Here is a 16328-nt window from a genome sequence, read left to right on the forward strand (position 1 = left end):
AGACCACGCGTCGTCGTCCGCCGCTGCCGAATTAGGGTGTGGGGTATGACGGAGAACGCCACGCACGCCTGGGGCTTCGGCCTCGCCACCGTTACGACCGCCGGGGACGTCCTCGACGTCTGGTACCCGGCGCCCGCGCTCGGGACGCGGCCGGACGACGCCAAGGCGCCGGCCGAGCTGGTCGCGGCGGAGGGCAACGACGAGCTCCGCCAGGTCCGGCGTGCGGTGGTGGCGACCGAGATCGCCCTGGCCGACGCCCCGAGCGGTACGGCGGACGCGTACCTGCGGCTGCACCTGCTGAGCCACCGGCTCGTCCGCCCGCACGGCGTGAACCTCGACGGCGTCTTCGGCGCCCTGCCGAACAACGCGTGGACGTCGCTCGGCCCGGTCCCGGTCGACGAGATCGAGAGCGTCCGGCTGCGCGCCCGTGCGGCGGGTAAGCACCTGAGCGTCACGAGCGTTGACAAGTTCCCGCGGATGACGGACTACGTCGTACCGTCCGGGGTCCGGATCGGCGACGCGGACCGGGTCCGGCTCGGCGCGCACCTGGCCGCGGGCACGACGGTCATGCACGAAGGGTTCGTGAACTTCAACGCCGGCACGCTCGGCACGTCGATGGTCGAGGGCCGGATCGTCGCCGGCGTCGTGGTCGACGACGGCAGCGACATCGGCGCGGGCGCGTCGATCATGGGCACGCTGTCCGGCGGCGGCAAGCAGGTGATCTCGATCGGCAAGCGCTGCCTGCTCGGCGCGAACGGCGGCACCGGCATCTCGCTCGGCGACGACTGCGTGGTCGAGGCGGGGCTGTACGTGACCGCGGGCACCAAGGTCACGCTCCCGGACGGCGCCGTGGTCAAGGCCCGGGAGCTGTCCGGGCAGCCCGGTCTGCTGTTCCTCCGCAACTCCGTCACCGGCGCCGTCGAGGCCCGCCCGCGCAAGGGCGAGGGCATCACGCTCAACGAGGCGCTGCACGCGAACGCCTGATCGTTCGAAAGTATGACTTCGCCAACCGGCGTGAGGCTTCGCACGTCAACCTGTCCGTGGGACAGGAACCTGTCACCCGCCCTTGGACGTTGGGAGCGGTATGGCGGTGAAGCGTGGTGCCCTGGTGGCCGTGGGGGCCATTGGCGTGCTCAGCCTCGTGGTGGGCGCCGGGATCGCCTGGCTCGGCGGTAAGCACGTCGGCAACCTGCTGCCGCCGACCGAGGAGTGCACTGCCACGGTCAACGGCCAGATGGTCGTGGTGGACTTCGAACAGGCCGAGTCCGCGGCGATCATCGCGGGCCTGGCCGTCCGCCGCGGGCTGCCGGCGCGGGCGGCGACGATCGCGCTCGCCACGGCGTACCAGGAGTCCGGCCTGCGCAACCTCGGCCACGGCGACCGGGACTCGCTCGGCCTGTTCCAGCAGCGGCCGTCACAGGGCTGGGGTACGGCGAAGCAGGTCCAGGACCCGTACTACGCGACCGGCAAGTTCTACGACGCGCTCGTGAAGATCAAGAACTACCAGAAGCTCGCGATCACGGTCGCCGCCGACAAGGTGCAGCGCAGCGCGTTCCCGAACGCGTACGCCGACCACGAGGCGGACGCCCGGGTGCTGGCGTCGGCGCTGACCGGGCAGTCGAAGAGCGTCTTCAGCTGCACCGTGAACACCGACTCGGTGCCGGCCGAGGTGATGGGCGCGAACGGGCTGACGCCGCGCGCGGAGGCCGTCCGCAAGGATCTGACCCGCACTTTCGGCACGGTGTCCACCGGCGGGTACGCCGTCGGCGGGGTGCGGACCGGGCACATGGAGGGGTCGGCGCACTACGACGGGCGGGCGGTGGACGTGTTCGTCCGGCCGATCTCGGCCGCCAACACCACGAAGGGCTGGGCGATGGCGCAGTACCTGGTCGCCCGGGCGGACCTGCTGAAGATCAAGACCGTCATCTTCAGCGACAAGATCTGGACCGCGGGTGGGCGCTCGGACTCCGGCTGGCGCGACTACACCCCGCCCGAGCGCTCCGGCGACCCGAAGATCCTCCGGCACCTGGACCACGTCCACGTCGACGTGCTCGAGCAATAAAAGGAGGGCGCCCCGAAGGACGCCCTACTCCGTGCAACCAACTGCTTACTCGTCGTGCTCCTGCGGCGGCAGCGCGGCGATGAACGGGTGGTCCTTGTCGATCTTGCCGAGCTTGGACGCGCCGCCGGGCGAGCCCAGGTCGTTGAAGAAGTCGACGTTCGCCGTGTAGTAGTCCTTCCACTGCTCCGGGGTGTCGTCCTCGTAGTAGATCGCTTCTACCGGGCAGACCGGCTCGCAGGCTCCGCAGTCGACGCACTCGTCGGGGTGGATGTACAGCATCCGGTTGCCCTCGTAGATGCAGTCGACGGGGCACTCCTCGACACAAGCGAGGTCCTTCAGGTCAACACACGGCTGCGCGATGACGTAGGTCACTGCTACTCCTCCTATGGCAGGCAAGCGCAGCGCTGGACTTGGGGTGCTGCGATGCGGTGGTGCTCAGTGTCTCTGGTGTCTCTAGTATCACGGTAGTACGTCGCCCACTCTGCCAGGAGTCCGGATCGTGTCAGGCCTCAGTGCCCGTGATATCGGCCACCGTGTCGTCGTCCGGCACCGGATACCGGGCGGTCTGACCGACGTCATCGGCGTCCTGCAGGCCCGGACCCCTGAATTGGTCGCGGTCCGGCACGCCGACGGCACGGTGCACGGGATCGCGGCCGCGGACGTGACGGCCGCGAAAACGATCCCCGAGATGCCGCTCCGCCCGGTGGACGTCGACCAGCTCTTCCTGACGACCGCACTGGGCCGCCCAGCCGTCGAGACGGCGTACGTCGGTCACTGGTTGCTGCGAGCATCCTCCGGCTGGACCGGCCGCGGCAACTCGCTGCTGCCCGCGGGCGACCCCGGCCTGTCGGTCGCCGACGCGCTGTCCGAGGCCGAGGACTTCTACCGGGAGCGTCACCTGCCGCCACAGGCCCTGGTCCGCGTCGACAGCCCGCAGGACAAGGAGATCCGTGCTCTCGGCTGGGTCGACGCCCGCCCGGAGCAGTCCGACGTACTCGTCATGCACACCACGCTGGATCACGTGAACGGGCTTCCCGGGTACGACGTCCAGCTGGCCGAACAGCCGGACGACGCGTGGTACGCGGCTGCTTTCGAGGGCCCGGTGCCGGACGTGGCGCCGAAGGTCCTCGAAGGGGCGCCGAAGGCGATGTTCGCGTCGGTCGTCGTGGACGGAGTCGTGGCCGCGGTCGGGCGGGGCTCTATGACCGGGCATTGGCTGGGTGTGGACGCGATCCGGGTGGCGGACAGTTATCGGCGCCGCGGGTTGGGTACGGCGATCGTGCAGGGGCTCGCGCGCTGGGCGGGACCCCACGGCGGCCGGCGTACGTACCTCGAGGTGCTGCTGGAGAACACGCCGGCCATCACGACGTACACGCGTCTCGGCTACCACGAGGCGTACCGGTACCGCTATCTGACCAGCCGTTGAGCCGCGGCCGCGCCGATCAGCGTCAGCACGAGAAACCCCGCTAGAACGACCGCCAAGGCCCCTCTGGGGTCGTCAGAGAGTGCGGCATAGGTCGAACCAGCCAGCGCCACGCCAAGCGCTCCAGACAGCTGTGCGTTGGTGGCGACGACACCCGACAGGTCAGCCGCGTACTGCGCCGGCAGGCTGGACGTGATGGCACCGATCAGTGTGTTGGCACTGATACCGAGCCCCAGCCCGCCGACACCGAGCAGAGCGAACAGAAGCGGGCCGCTGCGGCCGCCGAGCAGCAGATAGGCCAGGACGCTCAGGTAGCCGGCTCCCAGCACCAGACAGCCCACGACGGGCATCCAGTGCGCTCCCCTGCGCAGCCTGGGGATGACAGGTCCCGCCAGACCGAACGCAGCCACCCAGACGACCATGGCGAAGCCCGAGTACGCCGGGCCCTTGTGCAGGCCGTCCTGGAGGTACAACGCCAGGACGAACAGCAACGCGAAGTACGTCCCGCTGGTGCAGCCGTGGGCGAGCAGACCGGCGCGGACGGCCGGGTTCCGGATCACCTGGCGCGCTACGAGCGGGCGGCCGCCGCGGGCGGCTGTGCGGCGTTCGCCGTACTCGAAGAGCGCCAGCGACGGGACGCTGAGTAGGAGGCAGACCCAGGACCAGGCAGGCCAGCCGCGTTCGGAGCCGAGCAGGAGCGGCAGGACGACGAGCAGAACCGTTGCGGACAAGGCGAGTACGCCGCCGAGGTCCAAGCGGTCGCGGTGCCCCGGCGGATCGGCCGGGAGCAGACGACGGCCGGCGACCGCGAGCGCGATGCCGATCGGGACGTTGACGAGGAAGATCGGCCGCCAGCCGGTGCCGAACAGATCGGCCGCGATCAGGACGCCGCCGAGCAGCTGGCCGGCGACGGCGCCACCGGAGAGCGCGATCGAGAAGTAGCCGAGGGCCTTCAGACGGTCACGTCCCTCGAAGTGCAGCTGGATGCCGCTCAGAACCTGCGGAACCATCAACGCGGCGCCTGCCCCCTGGACGAACCGTGCGACCACCAGCGCGCCGATCCCGGGCGCGAGACCGCAGGCGAGCGAGGCAGCGGTGAACACGGCGAGTCCCAGCAGGAACGTCCTGCGGTAACCGAGCGACGCCCCGAGGCGGGCGCCGGTGATCAGCAGAACGGCGAACGCGACGACGTACCCGGAGACGACCATCCCGACCGCCCCCGGGGACGCCCCCAGGTCGGTCCCGATCGAGGGCCCAGCGATGTTGGCCACCGCCGTGTCGATGTTGGCCATGAACTGACCGATGAGCAGAACAGCGAGAACCGCACCGCGGTTACGAGTGAGCAGCACGCCGATGGAACGGTGTGAGACCGCTGAGATGTGAGGGCGCTACGCTGCCGTGCCATGGCGGATCACGTGGTGGAGCGGCCGGAGTACGCCGGGGACTTCGAGGGGACCGTGCGGGTGGAGTACACGCCGCACCCGGACGACGGGGTGGCGGATCCCGGCGAGGTCGTCTGGACCTGGGTGCCGTTCGAGGAGGACCACAGCCGCGGGAAGGACCGCCCGGTGCTCGTCGTCGGCTGGGACGACCCCTACCTGCTGGCGCTGATCCTGACCAGCAAGGACCACGACCGCGACGCCGCCGACGAGGCACGCTGGGGCCGGGTCTGGCTGGACATCGGCAGCGGCGCCTGGGACAACGAGCACCGGCCCAGTGAGGTCCGCCTGGACCGCGTCCTGCGCATCGACCCGCAGCAGGTCCGCCGCGAGGGCGCGGTCATCGACGAGCGCGTCTTCGACGAGGTCGCGGCCGGACTGCACAACCTGCACCGCGGCTGACCGGCCGGCTGATCGGTCAGCTGGCCGGGGGCGTGGTGTTCGTCGCGCTCGACGGCTTCCGGCCGGGCGGCGGCGTGATGCCGCCCGGCGGCGGCGTGACCGGGGTGCCCGGCTTCGGTCCGCAGCGGATGTCGTCGGCGGCGTTGTACTTCGTCGTGAACGACTCGGTCTTCTGCCGGACGCCGTTCTTCGCGAAGTACCGGTAAATGGTGATGTCGAAGCCCGGGGTCGGCGCCTGCGGCTCACACTTGGCGGCCGTGTTGTAGACGACGCTCGGCTGCCGGACGTTCGTCTTCGCCGACTGCCCGGCGGTGACGTCGACGAACTTCGTGCCCCAGATGATCACCCGGATGCTGCCCTTGCTGCCCGGCGTCGACGCCTTGAAGATCGTCTGCACCAGCAGGCCGTGCCCGGAGTCGTTCTGGAACCTCAGGTCCACCGACGGCCACGCCACGGTCGCCTCCCGGCCGATCGGGTAGCGGCTGATGTAGACGCTGTGCGCCTTGTGCTCGAGGATCTTCACGCCGGCGAAGAACGCGGCGTTGAAGGTCGTGGTCGCCGACTGCGAGACACCGCCGCCGAAGTCCTTCTCGAACTTGCCGCCGCTGATGATGTACCCCTCGGCGAACCCGTTCTCCTTGGTCCGCTCGCCGACGATCTTGTTCAGGCTGAAGATCTCGTTCGGCTTCAGCAGCGTCCCGTTGATCTTCGCCGCCGCGGTCCCGATGTTGGTGTTGCGGTACGGCGCGTGCGGGAACTCGGTCTTGAAGTCGCCGATGTTCTGCGTGATCCCGAGCGCGGTCGCCTGCTCGGTGGTGAACTTCGCCTTGGTCGCCGTCAGCGGTACGGCGGCGCGCCGCTCGCCGGTCGGCTTCGGCAGGATCGCCAGGATCGCCGCGCCGACCTTCGCCCGGTCCACCACCATGCCGTCGACCGCCGGGACCACCTTCGGGCCGGCGCCGACGATCTGCACCGTCGCGTCCTTCGGCAGCGTCTCCAGCGCCTTGAACCGCTCCTGGAACAGCGGCTCCAGCGCCTTCGTGCTCAGCGCCGGGATGACCTTGCCCTCCTGCACACTGACGGCCAGCGCCGGGGCCAGCTCGACCGGCTCCAGCTCGACCGACTTCGACCCGACGGTCAGCCGGATCGGGCCCGACATCGCCGGCTCGGCGAACTCCGTCATCGCCTTCTCGATCGCCTCGGGCGCGGCCTGCGGCTTGGTCACCTCGACCGGCAGGTCCTTCGGGGCGCCGTCCGCGGGGTACGCCGCGAACACCGCGCCGGCCGCCTTCGCGGTGTCGAGCTGCAGCCCGTCGGCCGGCTCGTGCTTGACCGGCTTGGTGCCCTTGAACGTGATCGTGCCCTCGGTGGCCTTGCGGTTCACCTGGCCGGCCAGCTTGTCGACGGCCGCCTTCAGCTTGGCGTCGTCCTTGGTGACGACCGGCTCGACCGCGTCGCCACCGGTCAGCGCGTGCCAGATCCGGCCCGGGGCGAGGCTGCGGCCCGCACCCGCGGCGGAGACGGTCTTGTCCACGTCCACGGTGAGTCCGGCGTCGGCCGGCGCCACCTGGAACGTCGACCCGCCCGCCGTCAGCGCGATCGGCGCGGCCGCGCGGTCCTGGAGACCGGCGGTCAGCTTGGCCTTCGCGTCCTTCTCGGAGAGCCCGCCGATCGGGATCCCGAGCACGGTGGTGTCACCCGGAATCTTGTCCCCGGCGAACGCGAACGCCGCGCCGTACCCCACGACGACTACACCGAGCCCGGCGGCGGCGATGATCCCCGCGAGCTGTTTTCTCCCCACCGGACAGAGTCCTCCTGCTCGAGCCTTGGTCAGGGCACAAGCGCACATCCTACGGGACGCTGCGGACCCTCCCGACCGTCGGGGCTGCCCCGCGATGCCCCGGGAGTAACGGTCAGTTTCCGGGCAGTTCCCGGTAGTGACTGGTGTGGTAGATCAGCGCGCTCGGGTCGCCCGGATCGCCCGATCCGAGGCTCAGCACCTCACCCACGACGATCGTGTGATCTCCCCCGTCGTACGTCGCCCAGGTGCGGCACTCGAGCCAGGAGAGGGCGCCGTCGACGGTCGGGCAGCCGGTCTTCGGGCCGGCCGTCGTCCCGATGCCGTCGAACTGGCTGTACAGGTCCCGCCCGGACCGCGCGAACCGGTCCGCGATCGGCCGCTGCGCCCCGGACAGCACCGACACCGCCCAGTAGCCGCAGTCCAGCACGGCCGCGTGCATCCGGACGGCCTTGTCGACGCAGACCAGCACCAGCGGCGGATCGAGCGAGACCGAGGTGAACGCGTTCGCGGTCATCGCGTGCGCGACACCGTCCTGGAGCGTGCTCATGATCGTGATCCCCGTCGCGAACTGCCCCAGGGCAGCCCGGAAGTCCGCAGGCGGGACACTCCCACTCGACTCGGAAGACGACACCTCAGCAGGTTATGCCCGGACCCGGGTTGATACCTCAACCCGGCGTGTGGGACCGATCACGCCACCCGAATCAACATCGCCGTCCGGGGTACCGGACCATCGATGGTTGGTGACCGGGAGCGTCTCCGGCACCGTGCGGGGCCGTCGGTCCGGCTCGGTGCCGGAGCGCTGTTCGTCTCGGTGTCGTCGGTGCTCATCGACCTCGCCGGGACGACGCCTGGGACCGCCGGCTTCTACCGTTGTGCGCTGTCGCTGCCGTTCCTCGCCGCCGCCGCGCGGGCCGAACGCCGACGGCACCCCGCACCGGACCGGACCGAGATCCTGCTCGGTCTGGTCGCCGGCGCCTTCTTCGCGGGCGACATGCTGCTCTGGACCCGCGCGATCGACGAGGTCGGCGCCGGTCTGTCGACCGTCGTCGTGAACGTCCAGGTGATCGGCGTACCACTGCTCGCCTGGGCGATCGACGGCGAGCGGGCCCCGCTGCGCTTCGTCCTCTGGGTCCCCGTGATGATCTTCGGTGTCGCCCTGACCGCAGGGCTGGTGGACGGCGGCGCCGCTGGTACGGACCCGGTGTGGGGGACGATCCATGCCGTCCTCGCCGCGGCCTGCTACTCGGTGTTCCTCTACCTGCTCCGGCGTACCGGGCAGGGCGGGCGGCCGGTGCAGAACTACTTCGTCGTGATCGCCTCGGCCGGCGTCGTCTCCCTCGCCGCCGGAGCGCTGTGGCGCGGCGTTGACCTCACGCCGGGCCTGCGGGTGATCGGGTGGCTGCTCGGCGTCGCCGTCGCCGGAACCGTCGTCGGGTGGCTGCTCGTGGCGACGTACTCACCTCAGCTCCCCAGCCACGTCGGGGCGGCGCTGCTGATGCTGACGCCGGTCGGCGCGCTCGTGCTCAGCGCTGTCGTGCTGCACGAGCGGCCGACCGTGCTTCAGCTGATCGGTGCGGTGCTGATCCTGGCCGGGGCCTACTTCTCCGCCAACCGGATCAGAGGCCGGCGAAGAGGTCGTGTTCGAGGCCGTCGGGGTCCGGGGCGGCGGTGCCCTTGACCAGGCGGTACGGCTCGGAGCTCCAGATCTGGTTGCCGAGGTTGTTGGACAGGGCGAAGAACGGGCCGTCGACGGTGATCTGGGTGGCGTGCGCCTTCATCGCGTTCATCTTCCGGTCGATGAACTCCTCGCCTTCGATCACGCAGTCGATCAGCCGGTCCGGCGTGACGAACGGACCGAGCGGGCCCTCGGGGTCCAGGCCCTCGAACGTGGTGGTGTCGCCGGACTCGCGCAGCAGCCGGAGCTGTTGGCGCATCCGCGACTCGGCCATCGCGGTCCAGTAGATCTTCGGGATCTCCCACGCCGGTCCGAGGTCCTCACGGTACGACCGGGCGGCGGCCAGGTCGGCGGCGTACGTCGCCACCCGGTGGGCCTTGATGTGGTCCGGGTGGCCGTAGTTGCCGTACTGGTCGTAGGTGACCAGGACCTGCGGGCGGACCTCGCGGATGATCGGGACCAGGTCGTCGGCCGCGCTCAGCAGGTCGGCCTGCCAGAAACTGTCCTTGCGGGTCTCCGGCGGGACGTCCGCGTTGCCCGCGTCGTTGTAGATCATCCCGGTGTCGCGGTACTTGCCCGGGCCGCCGAGGAAGCGGTGGTCGGTGACACCGAGCTCTGCCATCGCGTTCGCGAGCTCACCGATCCGGTGCTCGCCGAGGCCGTCGGTCTGATCGGCGGCCAGGTGCGACAGCTCGGGGACGAGGACCTCGCCCTCCTCGCCGAGGGTGCAGGTGACCAGGGTGACGTGGGCTCCCTCGGCGACATAGCGCGCCATCGTCACACCGTTGTTGATGGTTTCGTCGTCCGGGTGGGCGTGCACCAGCAGCAGCCGGCGCTCAGCAAGCTCAACCATGCCGAAAGCCTACGTCGGGCGGCGGACAGTTCGGGATACGGAATTTTCCCGACACCGGTCAGCCGAAGCGCCGGACCAGCAGGCACCCGGCCTGGAACCGTGACTTGGCGCCGAGACCGGCGATCAGCGCGCTGATCTCGGACCGGATGGTGCGCAGCGACAGGCCCAGCTCGTGCGCGATCGCCGCGTCCTTGGCCCCGGTCGCCATCATCCGGCCGATCGTCACCTGGCGGCTGGTCAGCTCGTTGACCGCGGACGGGTCCTGCCGGCGGGACCCGAGCTCGTACACCTCGCAGACGACGTCCGGCGCGAAGTCCTCTCTCCGCACCACCGGGTAGACCGACATACCCACTCCTCCCCAAGAGTTCAGGACAAGGATTCTCGTCGCCGGCCGAGAGCGGTCGCCAGGTACAACCCGTACAAACGACCCATACAGTTCCGGACAGCAGGAAGGGCGGCGCCGAACGGCGCCGCCCTTCACTGTTCAACTTCGTACTGCGGGTGCCGGGGTCAGCTGACCTTCTTCACACCGATCTGCGTCAGGTCGGGGATGCCACCGGTGTTCGGGTCGGCCACGACGTTGTCGAGGTTCGAGCCGACGACGTACACGTTGAGGTCCTGGACGGTCGGCACCAGTGGCGCCGTCTTCATGATCTCGGTGTACAGGTCGGACAGGTCGGTCTCGATCTTCTGCTTGTCGGTCTGCGACACGATCTGTTCCATCTTGTCCCAACCGGCCTGGCTGCGCGCGTAGTTGTTCTGCGCGGCCTTGCCCGCGGCGGTCGTGTCCGGCCCGAAGACCGACGGCACGATCGTCGTCAGGCTCGCCCAGTCGTAGCACCAGCCGGCGGTGATCAGGTCGGTCGCCGCGGAGTCCTGCTGCTGGGTCGAGTAGTAGTTGTCACCCGGGATCTTCTGGATCTCGACGTTGATCCCGACGGCCTTCCAGGAAGCCTGCGCGGCCTCGGCGGCCTTCACGGCCAGACCGGAGTCCGCGGTGCCCAGGACGAGCTTCTCGCCCTTGTAGCCCGCCTCGGTCAGCAGCTGCTTGGCCTTGGCCGGGTCACCCTGCTCCGGAGCCTTGAAGTTCTCCTCCGGCTTGTAGCCCTCCATGTCCTGCGGAATGATCGAGTCGACCACCTTGGCGAGCCGCTCGCCACCACGGCCGTCGCGGTAGCTGGTCCGGTCCAGGCCGTAGTACAGGGCCTCGCGCAGCTTCTGGTTCTTCAGCAGCGGCTTCTGCTCGTTGAACGCGATGTAGCGGCGGCAGATGTCGGTGCCCTCGACGACCCGGTCCTTGACGTTGGCCTGGTTCGTCTTGGCGATGTTCTCCGGCTGCACACCGGCGAAGCTCAGCGAGCTCTGGTCGGCCGCGCCGTTCGCGATCAGTCGCTGGTCGACGGTCGCCTCGGCGTCACCGAACTTGAAGATGAACTTGTCCGGACGCGCGTCGCGCAGCGGGTCGGTCTTCTGGTCCCACTGGTCGTTGCGGACCAGCACCAGCTGCTTCTTGCGGGTGTACGTCTCGATCTTGTACGGGCCGCTCGACACCGGGTGGTTGTCGTACTGCGTCTTGGTGTCCTTGGCCTTCGGGACCGGCGAGAAGACCTTCATGCTCGCCGTGCCGTCGAAGGAGGCGACCGGGCGGTTCAGCTTGAAGACGATCGTCTTCTCGTCCGGCACCTCGATGGCGGTGCAGCCCTTGCCGTTGTTGTTGTTCGCCACGTACGGGCCCTTGTAGCCCTTGCAGTCGAGGTACTCGTGCGCGTACGGCGCACCCTCGGCCATGTCGGCGGCGAACGACCGCTCGGCGTTGTACTTGATGTCAGCGGCAACGATCGGCGTGCCGTCCTCGTACTTGATGCCGTCCTTCAGCTTGAACGTCCAGGTCTTGAAGTCGGGGCTGGACTCGTAGCTGTCGGCGAGGTCCTTCTCGAGGATGATCTTCTTCGCCTTGGCGTCGTACCGGTAGTCCGTCAGCGTCCGGGTGATCAGCTTGCCGATCATGCCGGAGTCGGTGACGAAGTTCCGCGCCGGGTCGAGGTGCTCCACGTCGTTGACGTGGTACACGGTAACGGTGCCCCCCTTGGCACCGGCCGAGGCCTGCCCGCTCGGCGTATTGCTTTCTCCCCCGCCGCAGGCAACCGCGGTCAGGCTCAGACCGAACCCCACGGCGATTGCCACTCCGGTTCGTTTGAGGTGATCCATGGCCAGTGTTTCCTTCCTTGTGTTGACACTTGTCGCCGGGTCACGGCGGCATGAAGAAAGAGATCTACGTCATGTGGCGGTCATCAACTCACGTGTTCACAAACAGCGCAATGCGGATTCGCCCGCTTGACCAGATCGTGATCCCTTCAATGCCGTTGGTACACCGGAGCGAAGCTCTGTGTAGTCGTCAGACCACGTCCCGTTCCTCCGGGAAGTGGCACGCCGCTTGATGGCCCGGGGCGCCGATCTGGACCAGCGGCGGTTCTTCCGCGGCGCAGATCTCCTGCGCCTTCCAGCACCTGGTGCGGAAGCGGCACCCCGAGGGCGGGTTCAGTGGGCTCGGCACGTCGCCGGTCAGCCGGATCCGCTCGCGCCGCTCCTCGGCGTCCGGATCGGCCTCCGGGACCGCGGACAGCAACGCGTGCGTGTACGGGTGCCGGGCATGGTTGTAGAGCTCGTCCCGGTCGGCGGTCTCGACCACCTTGCCCAGGTACATCACCGCGACCCGGTCGGAGATGTGCCGGATCACCGACAGGTCGTGCGCGATGAACAGGTAGGCCAGGCCGAACTCGTTCTGCAGATCCTCCAGCAGGTTCACGATCTGGGCCTGGATCGACACGTCGAGCGCCGACACCGGCTCGTCGCAGACGATCAGCTTCGGGCGCAGCGCGAGCGCCCGCGCGACGCCGATCCGTTGCCGCTGGCCACCGGAGAACTCGTGCGGATAACGGTTGTAGTGCTCGGGGTTCAGCCCGACCGTCTCCATCAGCGCCTGGACGGCCTTCTTCGTACCGCCCTCGGGCTTGGCGCCCTGGATGTCGAAGGGCGCCGAGATGATCGTGCCGACCGTCTGCCGCGGGTTCAGCGACGAGAACGGGTCCTGGAAGATCATCTGGACGTCGCGCCGGAACGGCCGCATCTTCATCCGGTTCAGGTGCGTGATGTCCGAGCCCAGGAACGAGATCGATCCGCCGGTCGGCTCGTCCAGCCGGGTCACCAGCCGGCCCGTGGTGGTCTTCCCGCAGCCGGACTCACCGACCACCCCGAGCGTCTCGCCGGCGTGGATGCTGAGGTCGACACCGTCGACCGCCTTCACCGCGCCGGTCTGCTTCTGGAAGATGATCCCCCGGGTGACCGGGAAGTAGCGTTGCAGTCCGCGGGTCTCGAGCAGCAGCTCGCCGCGTGCGGATTCCTTGCCGGCCGTGTGCTCGGCTGCTGACGTCGTACTCACCGGCGCTCCTCGGCCATCACAGGTTCGGCTTGATCTGCTCGGTGAACAGCTTGCGGCGCTGCTCGGACCGGATGTGGCACCGCACCAGGTGCGGCTCCTGGCCGATCTGCAACAGCTCGGGCAGTTCGGTGGCGCAGTCCGCGCCCTCGACGTGACTCTGGTAGTCGCAGCGCGGCTGGAACGGGCATCCCTTGGGCAGGTTGATCAGCGACGGCGGCGTACCCCGGATCGACTTGAGCCGGCCGTCGCCGGAGCGGTTCACCCGCGGGATCGAACCGAGCAGACCCCACGTGTAAGGCATCTCGGGCCGGTAGAAGATGTCCCGGACGGCACCCGTCTCGACCACCCGGCCGCCGTACATCACGACCACGTTCTCGGTCATCTTGGCCACCACGCCGAGGTCGTGGGTGATCAGGATGATCGCGGAGTTGAACTCCTTCTGCAGATCCTGCATCAGGTCGAGGATCTGGGCCTGGACGGTGACGTCGAGTGCGGTGGTCGGCTCGTCCGCGATCAGCAGCGCCGGGTCGCACATCAGCGCCATCGCGATCATCGCGCGCTGCCGCATACCGCCGGAGAACTGGTGCGGATAGTCGTAGAAGCGCTTGTCCGGCGCCGGGATGCCGACCCGGTCGAGCAGGTCGATCGCGCGCTTCTTGGCCACCGCCTTCGGCGCGTCGTTGTGCACCAGGTAGGCCTCGGTGAGCTGGTCACCGACCCGGTAGAACGGGTGCATCGCCGACAACGGGTCCTGGAAGATCATCGCGACCTGCTGGCCGCGCAGCGTCCGCATCTCGGCCACGGACATCCCGACCAACTCGGCGCCGTCCAGCCAGATCTCGCCGGTCACCTGCGCCCGGCTGCCCTTGTGCAGGCCCATGATCGCCAGGCTCGACACGCTCTTGCCGGAGCCGGACTCGCCGACGATGCCGAGCGTCTTGCCGCGCTCCAAGGTGAAGCTCAGCCCGTTGACCGCCTTCACCAGGCCGTCGTCGGTCGGGAAGTGCACCTGCAGGTCCTTGACCTCCAGGAACGGCTTCCCCGCGCGGGGTTCCGCCGGCGTCGTACTGGTCACGGATTCGGTCACCACGCCACCTTCCTCAGGCCAGCCGCACGCGCGGGTCGATAAAGGCGTACAGGACGTCGACGACGATGTTCGCGAGCACCACGAAGATCGCCGCGAAGAGCACCACGCCCATGATCGCGGGCAGGTCGTTGCTGAGCACCGAGTCGATCGAGAACTTGCCGAGCCCGGTGATGCTGAAGATCTGCTCGGTGATCACCGCGCCGCCCAGCAGGCCGCCGACGTCCAGGCCGAAGATGGTCACGATCGGGGTCAGCGCGGACCGCAGCCCGTGCTTGAAGACCACCGTGCGTTCGTCCAGGCCCTTCGCCCGGGCGGTGCGGATGTAGTCCTCGTTCATCGTGTCGATCATGTTCGCCCTGGTCAGCCGGGTGTACAGCGCCGCGTAGACCAGCGCGAGCGTCATCCAGGGCAGGATGTAGAACTGCGCCCACTTCACCGGACCGACGCTGAACAAGGCGGCGTTCGCGGTGTCCGGGAACGGGATCCACTCCAACTTCACGATGAACAGGAACAGCAGCAGGTAGCCGAACACGATCGTCGGGAACGACACCCCGAACAACGCCAGGCCGACGCTGAACTTGTCGATGAACTTCCCCTTGCGCAGGGCGGCTATCAGGCCGAGCAGGACGCCGGCCACCAGCCAGAGGATCGCGGCTCCGACGGCCAGCCAGAGCGTCGACGGGAACGCGTCCTTGATCGAGTTCCAGACCGGGATGCCGTTCTGGTACGACTCCCCGAAGCACGGCCACGGGCAGTTGCGCTCGTTGCCCTCCGAGCCGATCATGCGGCCCCCCGGGCTCACCAGGCCCTGCATGTACTGCCCGTACTGCACGATCAGCGGCTTGTCGAAGCCGTACGTCGCGTTGACCTGGGCGACCGTCTCCGCGTTGCAGTTCTTGCCGCAGATCAGCAGCGCGGGATTGGCCGGCGTGGCCCAGAACAGGAAGAACGTGATCGCGCTGATCACGATCAGCACGAACACCGCCTGGATCAGGCGGCGGATGATGTAACGGCCCACCGGTCAGCTCCTTCCGGCGCGCGGGTCGAGGGCGTCCCGGACCGAGTCGCCGAGCAGGTTGAATGCCAGCACGGTGATGAACAGCGCCATCCCCGGGAAGAACAGGTACAACGGGTTGCTCTCGATCCAGGCCGACGCGTCGGCGATCATCCGGCCCCAGGACGCGGTCGGCTCCTTGATGCCGACACCCAGGAAGGACAGCGCCGCCTCGGCCGTGATGTTGGTCGGCAGCAGCAGCGTCGTGTAGACGAGCAGCGTCGGCAGCAGGTTCGGCAGCACCTGGCGGAAGATCACGTAGTTCGACCCGGCGCCGAGCGAACGGGCCGCCTCGACGAACTCCCGTTCACGCAGCGAGAGCGTCTGACCACGCACGATCCGGGCCAGATAGGCCCAGCCGAAGAACCCGAGGACGAACATCAGCACCCCCATTCGGAGGGTGTTGTTGTCCGGCATGCCGAACAGGTCCTGGGCCCGCGACGCGACCACCGGTGTCAGCGCCATCACGAACAGCAGCGCCGGGAAGCTCAGCATGATGTCCATCAACCGGCTGAGCAGCGTGTCGATCCAGCCGCCGAAGTACCCCGACACCATCCCGATCACCGTGCCGAGCACGACCGCGATGATGGTGCCGCCGAGCGCCACGAGCAGCGAGACCCGGGTCCCGTAGACCAGCCGGGAGAAGATGTCCCGGCCGTTCTGCGGTTCGACGCCGAGCCAGTGCTCCGAGCTCGTACCGCTGCCCCACAGGCCGCCGATCGGGATACCGCCGTCGCGGGTGTTCAGCAACGGGTTCCCGTTGGCGTCCAGCTTGTTGAACTGATCGGGTGGGAACCCGTTCAGTTTCACGATCAGCGGCGCGAAGATCGCCACCGCGACGATCAGCAGAATCACCACCGCACTGATGATCGCGACCTTGTCACGTCGCAGCCGCGCCCAGGCGATCTGGCCCAGTGAGCGGCCTTCGATCTCCTTCGCCTCGGCAGTCTCTGCCAGAGCATCTGCCGGCAGCCCCTCATCGGGGGACTGCGTCTCCGATACCCCCAGCGTCATCGCCCGTCACCCGTCCTTCTGGTGATGCACCCCGGACTCTCCGGCCCGGCTGGCCGGGTTTCCGGGAACCCTACGTATC

Annotated in this window: 16 protein-coding genes; 5 read left to right on the forward strand and 11 right to left on the reverse strand. The window is 68.6% G+C overall.

What is annotated here, in order from left to right; translation table 11 throughout:
- Positions 1-45 precede the first annotated feature (45 nt).
- Both dapD and AB0L64_RS35175 read left to right on the forward strand, forming a co-directional pair.
- Positions 46-984, forward strand: a complete 939-nt coding sequence (gene dapD / locus AB0L64_RS35170; RefSeq protein WP_359926122.1) for a 2,3,4,5-tetrahydropyridine-2,6-dicarboxylate N-succinyltransferase — start codon at positions 46-48, stop codon at positions 982-984.
- A 100-nt stretch (positions 985-1084) separates the two neighbouring features.
- Positions 1085-2062: a hypothetical protein gene (locus AB0L64_RS35175; protein WP_363717320.1), complete on the forward strand. Its 978-nt coding sequence runs from the start codon at positions 1085-1087 to the stop codon at positions 2060-2062.
- Between the two features lie 45 nt (positions 2063-2107).
- Here AB0L64_RS35175 and fdxA read toward each other — a convergent pair whose 3' ends face one another.
- Positions 2108-2434, reverse strand: a complete 327-nt coding sequence (gene fdxA, locus AB0L64_RS35180; protein ID WP_012923087.1) for a ferredoxin — start codon at positions 2432-2434, stop codon at positions 2108-2110.
- A gap of 127 nt (positions 2435-2561) precedes the next feature.
- On the opposite strand from fdxA, the gene AB0L64_RS35185 reads away from it, so the two are divergent.
- Positions 2562-3488 (forward strand): GNAT family N-acetyltransferase, encoded by a 927-nt coding sequence (locus tag AB0L64_RS35185; RefSeq protein ID WP_363717322.1) that lies wholly within the window; start codon positions 2562-2564, stop codon positions 3486-3488.
- Here AB0L64_RS35185 and AB0L64_RS35190 read toward each other — a convergent pair.
- A complete protein-coding gene (locus AB0L64_RS35190) occupies positions 3470-4834 on the reverse strand; it encodes an MFS transporter (RefSeq protein ID WP_363717323.1) in 1365 nt (454 codons plus the stop codon). The genes AB0L64_RS35185 and AB0L64_RS35190 overlap by 19 nt on opposite strands.
- 54 nt (positions 4835-4888) lie before the next feature.
- On the opposite strand from AB0L64_RS35190, the gene AB0L64_RS35195 reads away from it, so the two are divergent.
- Positions 4889-5326, forward strand: coding sequence for a type II toxin-antitoxin system PemK/MazF family toxin (locus tag AB0L64_RS35195; RefSeq protein WP_363717324.1), 438 nt, complete (start codon positions 4889-4891; stop codon positions 5324-5326).
- 16 nt (positions 5327-5342) lie between these two features.
- Here the strand turns inward: AB0L64_RS35195 and AB0L64_RS35200 are convergent, their stop codons facing one another.
- Both AB0L64_RS35200 and AB0L64_RS35205 read right to left on the reverse strand, forming a co-directional pair.
- Positions 5343-7127, reverse strand: coding sequence for a VanW family protein (locus tag AB0L64_RS35200; RefSeq protein WP_363717325.1), 1785 nt, complete (start codon positions 7125-7127; stop codon positions 5343-5345).
- A gap of 112 nt (positions 7128-7239) precedes the next feature.
- Entirely contained in the window at positions 7240-7758 is a 519-nt protein-coding gene (locus tag AB0L64_RS35205; protein WP_363717326.1) for a flavin reductase family protein, read from the reverse strand.
- 102 nt (positions 7759-7860) lie between these two features.
- Here AB0L64_RS35205 and AB0L64_RS35210 point away from each other — a divergent pair, with 102 nt between their 5' ends.
- Positions 7861-8805, forward strand: a complete 945-nt coding sequence (locus AB0L64_RS35210) for a DMT family transporter (protein WP_363717327.1) — start codon at positions 7861-7863, stop codon at positions 8803-8805.
- Here AB0L64_RS35210 and mshB read toward each other — a convergent pair.
- The 7 genes from mshB to AB0L64_RS35245 all read right to left on the reverse strand — a co-directional run bounded on the left by mshB (position 8744) and on the right by AB0L64_RS35245 (position 16249).
- Positions 8744-9655: an N-acetyl-1-D-myo-inositol-2-amino-2-deoxy-alpha-D-glucopyranoside deacetylase gene (mshB, locus tag AB0L64_RS35215; RefSeq protein ID WP_363717328.1), complete on the reverse strand. Its 912-nt coding sequence runs from the start codon at positions 9653-9655 to the stop codon at positions 8744-8746. The two genes, AB0L64_RS35210 and mshB, sit on opposite strands and share 62 nt — an antisense overlap.
- Positions 9656-9713: 58 nt before the next feature.
- A complete protein-coding gene (locus tag AB0L64_RS35220; RefSeq protein WP_363717329.1) occupies positions 9714-10001 on the reverse strand; it encodes a LuxR C-terminal-related transcriptional regulator in 288 nt (95 codons plus the stop codon).
- Between the two features lie 164 nt (positions 10002-10165).
- Entirely contained in the window at positions 10166-11839 is a 1674-nt protein-coding gene (locus AB0L64_RS35225) for an ABC transporter substrate-binding protein (RefSeq protein WP_363717330.1), read from the reverse strand.
- 211 nt (positions 11840-12050) lie between these two features.
- The gene (locus AB0L64_RS35230; protein ID WP_363717331.1) at positions 12051-13094 is read right to left on the reverse strand and encodes a dipeptide ABC transporter ATP-binding protein; all 1044 of its coding nucleotides are present in this window, start codon (positions 13092-13094) and stop codon (positions 12051-12053) included.
- A 16-nt stretch (positions 13095-13110) separates the two neighbouring features.
- Positions 13111-14181, reverse strand: coding sequence for an ABC transporter ATP-binding protein (locus AB0L64_RS35235; protein ID WP_363717332.1), 1071 nt, complete (start codon positions 14179-14181; stop codon positions 13111-13113).
- 13 nt (positions 14182-14194) lie between these two features.
- Positions 14195-15199, reverse strand: a complete 1005-nt coding sequence (locus AB0L64_RS35240) for an ABC transporter permease (protein ID WP_363717333.1) — start codon at positions 15197-15199, stop codon at positions 14195-14197.
- A gap of 3 nt (positions 15200-15202) precedes the next feature.
- On the reverse strand, positions 15203-16249 hold the full coding sequence (locus tag AB0L64_RS35245; protein WP_363717334.1) for an ABC transporter permease: 1047 nt from the start codon (positions 16247-16249) through the stop codon (positions 15203-15205).
- Between the last annotated feature and the right edge of the window lie 79 nt (positions 16250-16328).

It is taken from the genome of Kribbella sp. NPDC051936 (genome assembly GCF_040680955.1).
In the GTDB taxonomy this organism is placed as follows: Bacteria; Actinomycetota; Actinomycetes; order Propionibacteriales; family Kribbellaceae; genus Kribbella.

Bases quoted from the DNA above. Each gene is read 5' to 3' on its own strand.
- dapD (WP_359926122.1), top strand. From the start codon at position 46: ATGACGGAGAACGCCACGCACGCCTGGGGCTTCGGCCTCGCCACCGTT.
- AB0L64_RS35175 (WP_363717320.1), top strand. From the start codon at position 1,085: ATGGCGGTGAAGCGTGGTGCCCTGGTGGCCGTGGGGGCCATTGGCGTG.
- AB0L64_RS35195 (WP_363717324.1), top strand. From the start codon at position 4,889: ATGGCGGATCACGTGGTGGAGCGGCCGGAGTACGCCGGGGACTTCGAG.
- AB0L64_RS35210 (WP_363717327.1), top strand. From the start codon at position 7,861: ATGGTTGGTGACCGGGAGCGTCTCCGGCACCGTGCGGGGCCGTCGGTC.
- mshB (WP_363717328.1), bottom strand. From the start codon at position 9,655: ATGGTTGAGCTTGCTGAGCGCCGGCTGCTGCTGGTGCACGCCCACCCG.
- AB0L64_RS35220 (WP_363717329.1), bottom strand. From the start codon at position 10,001: ATGTCGGTCTACCCGGTGGTGCGGAGAGAGGACTTCGCGCCGGACGTC.
- AB0L64_RS35245 (WP_363717334.1), bottom strand. From the start codon at position 16,249: ATGACGCTGGGGGTATCGGAGACGCAGTCCCCCGATGAGGGGCTGCCG.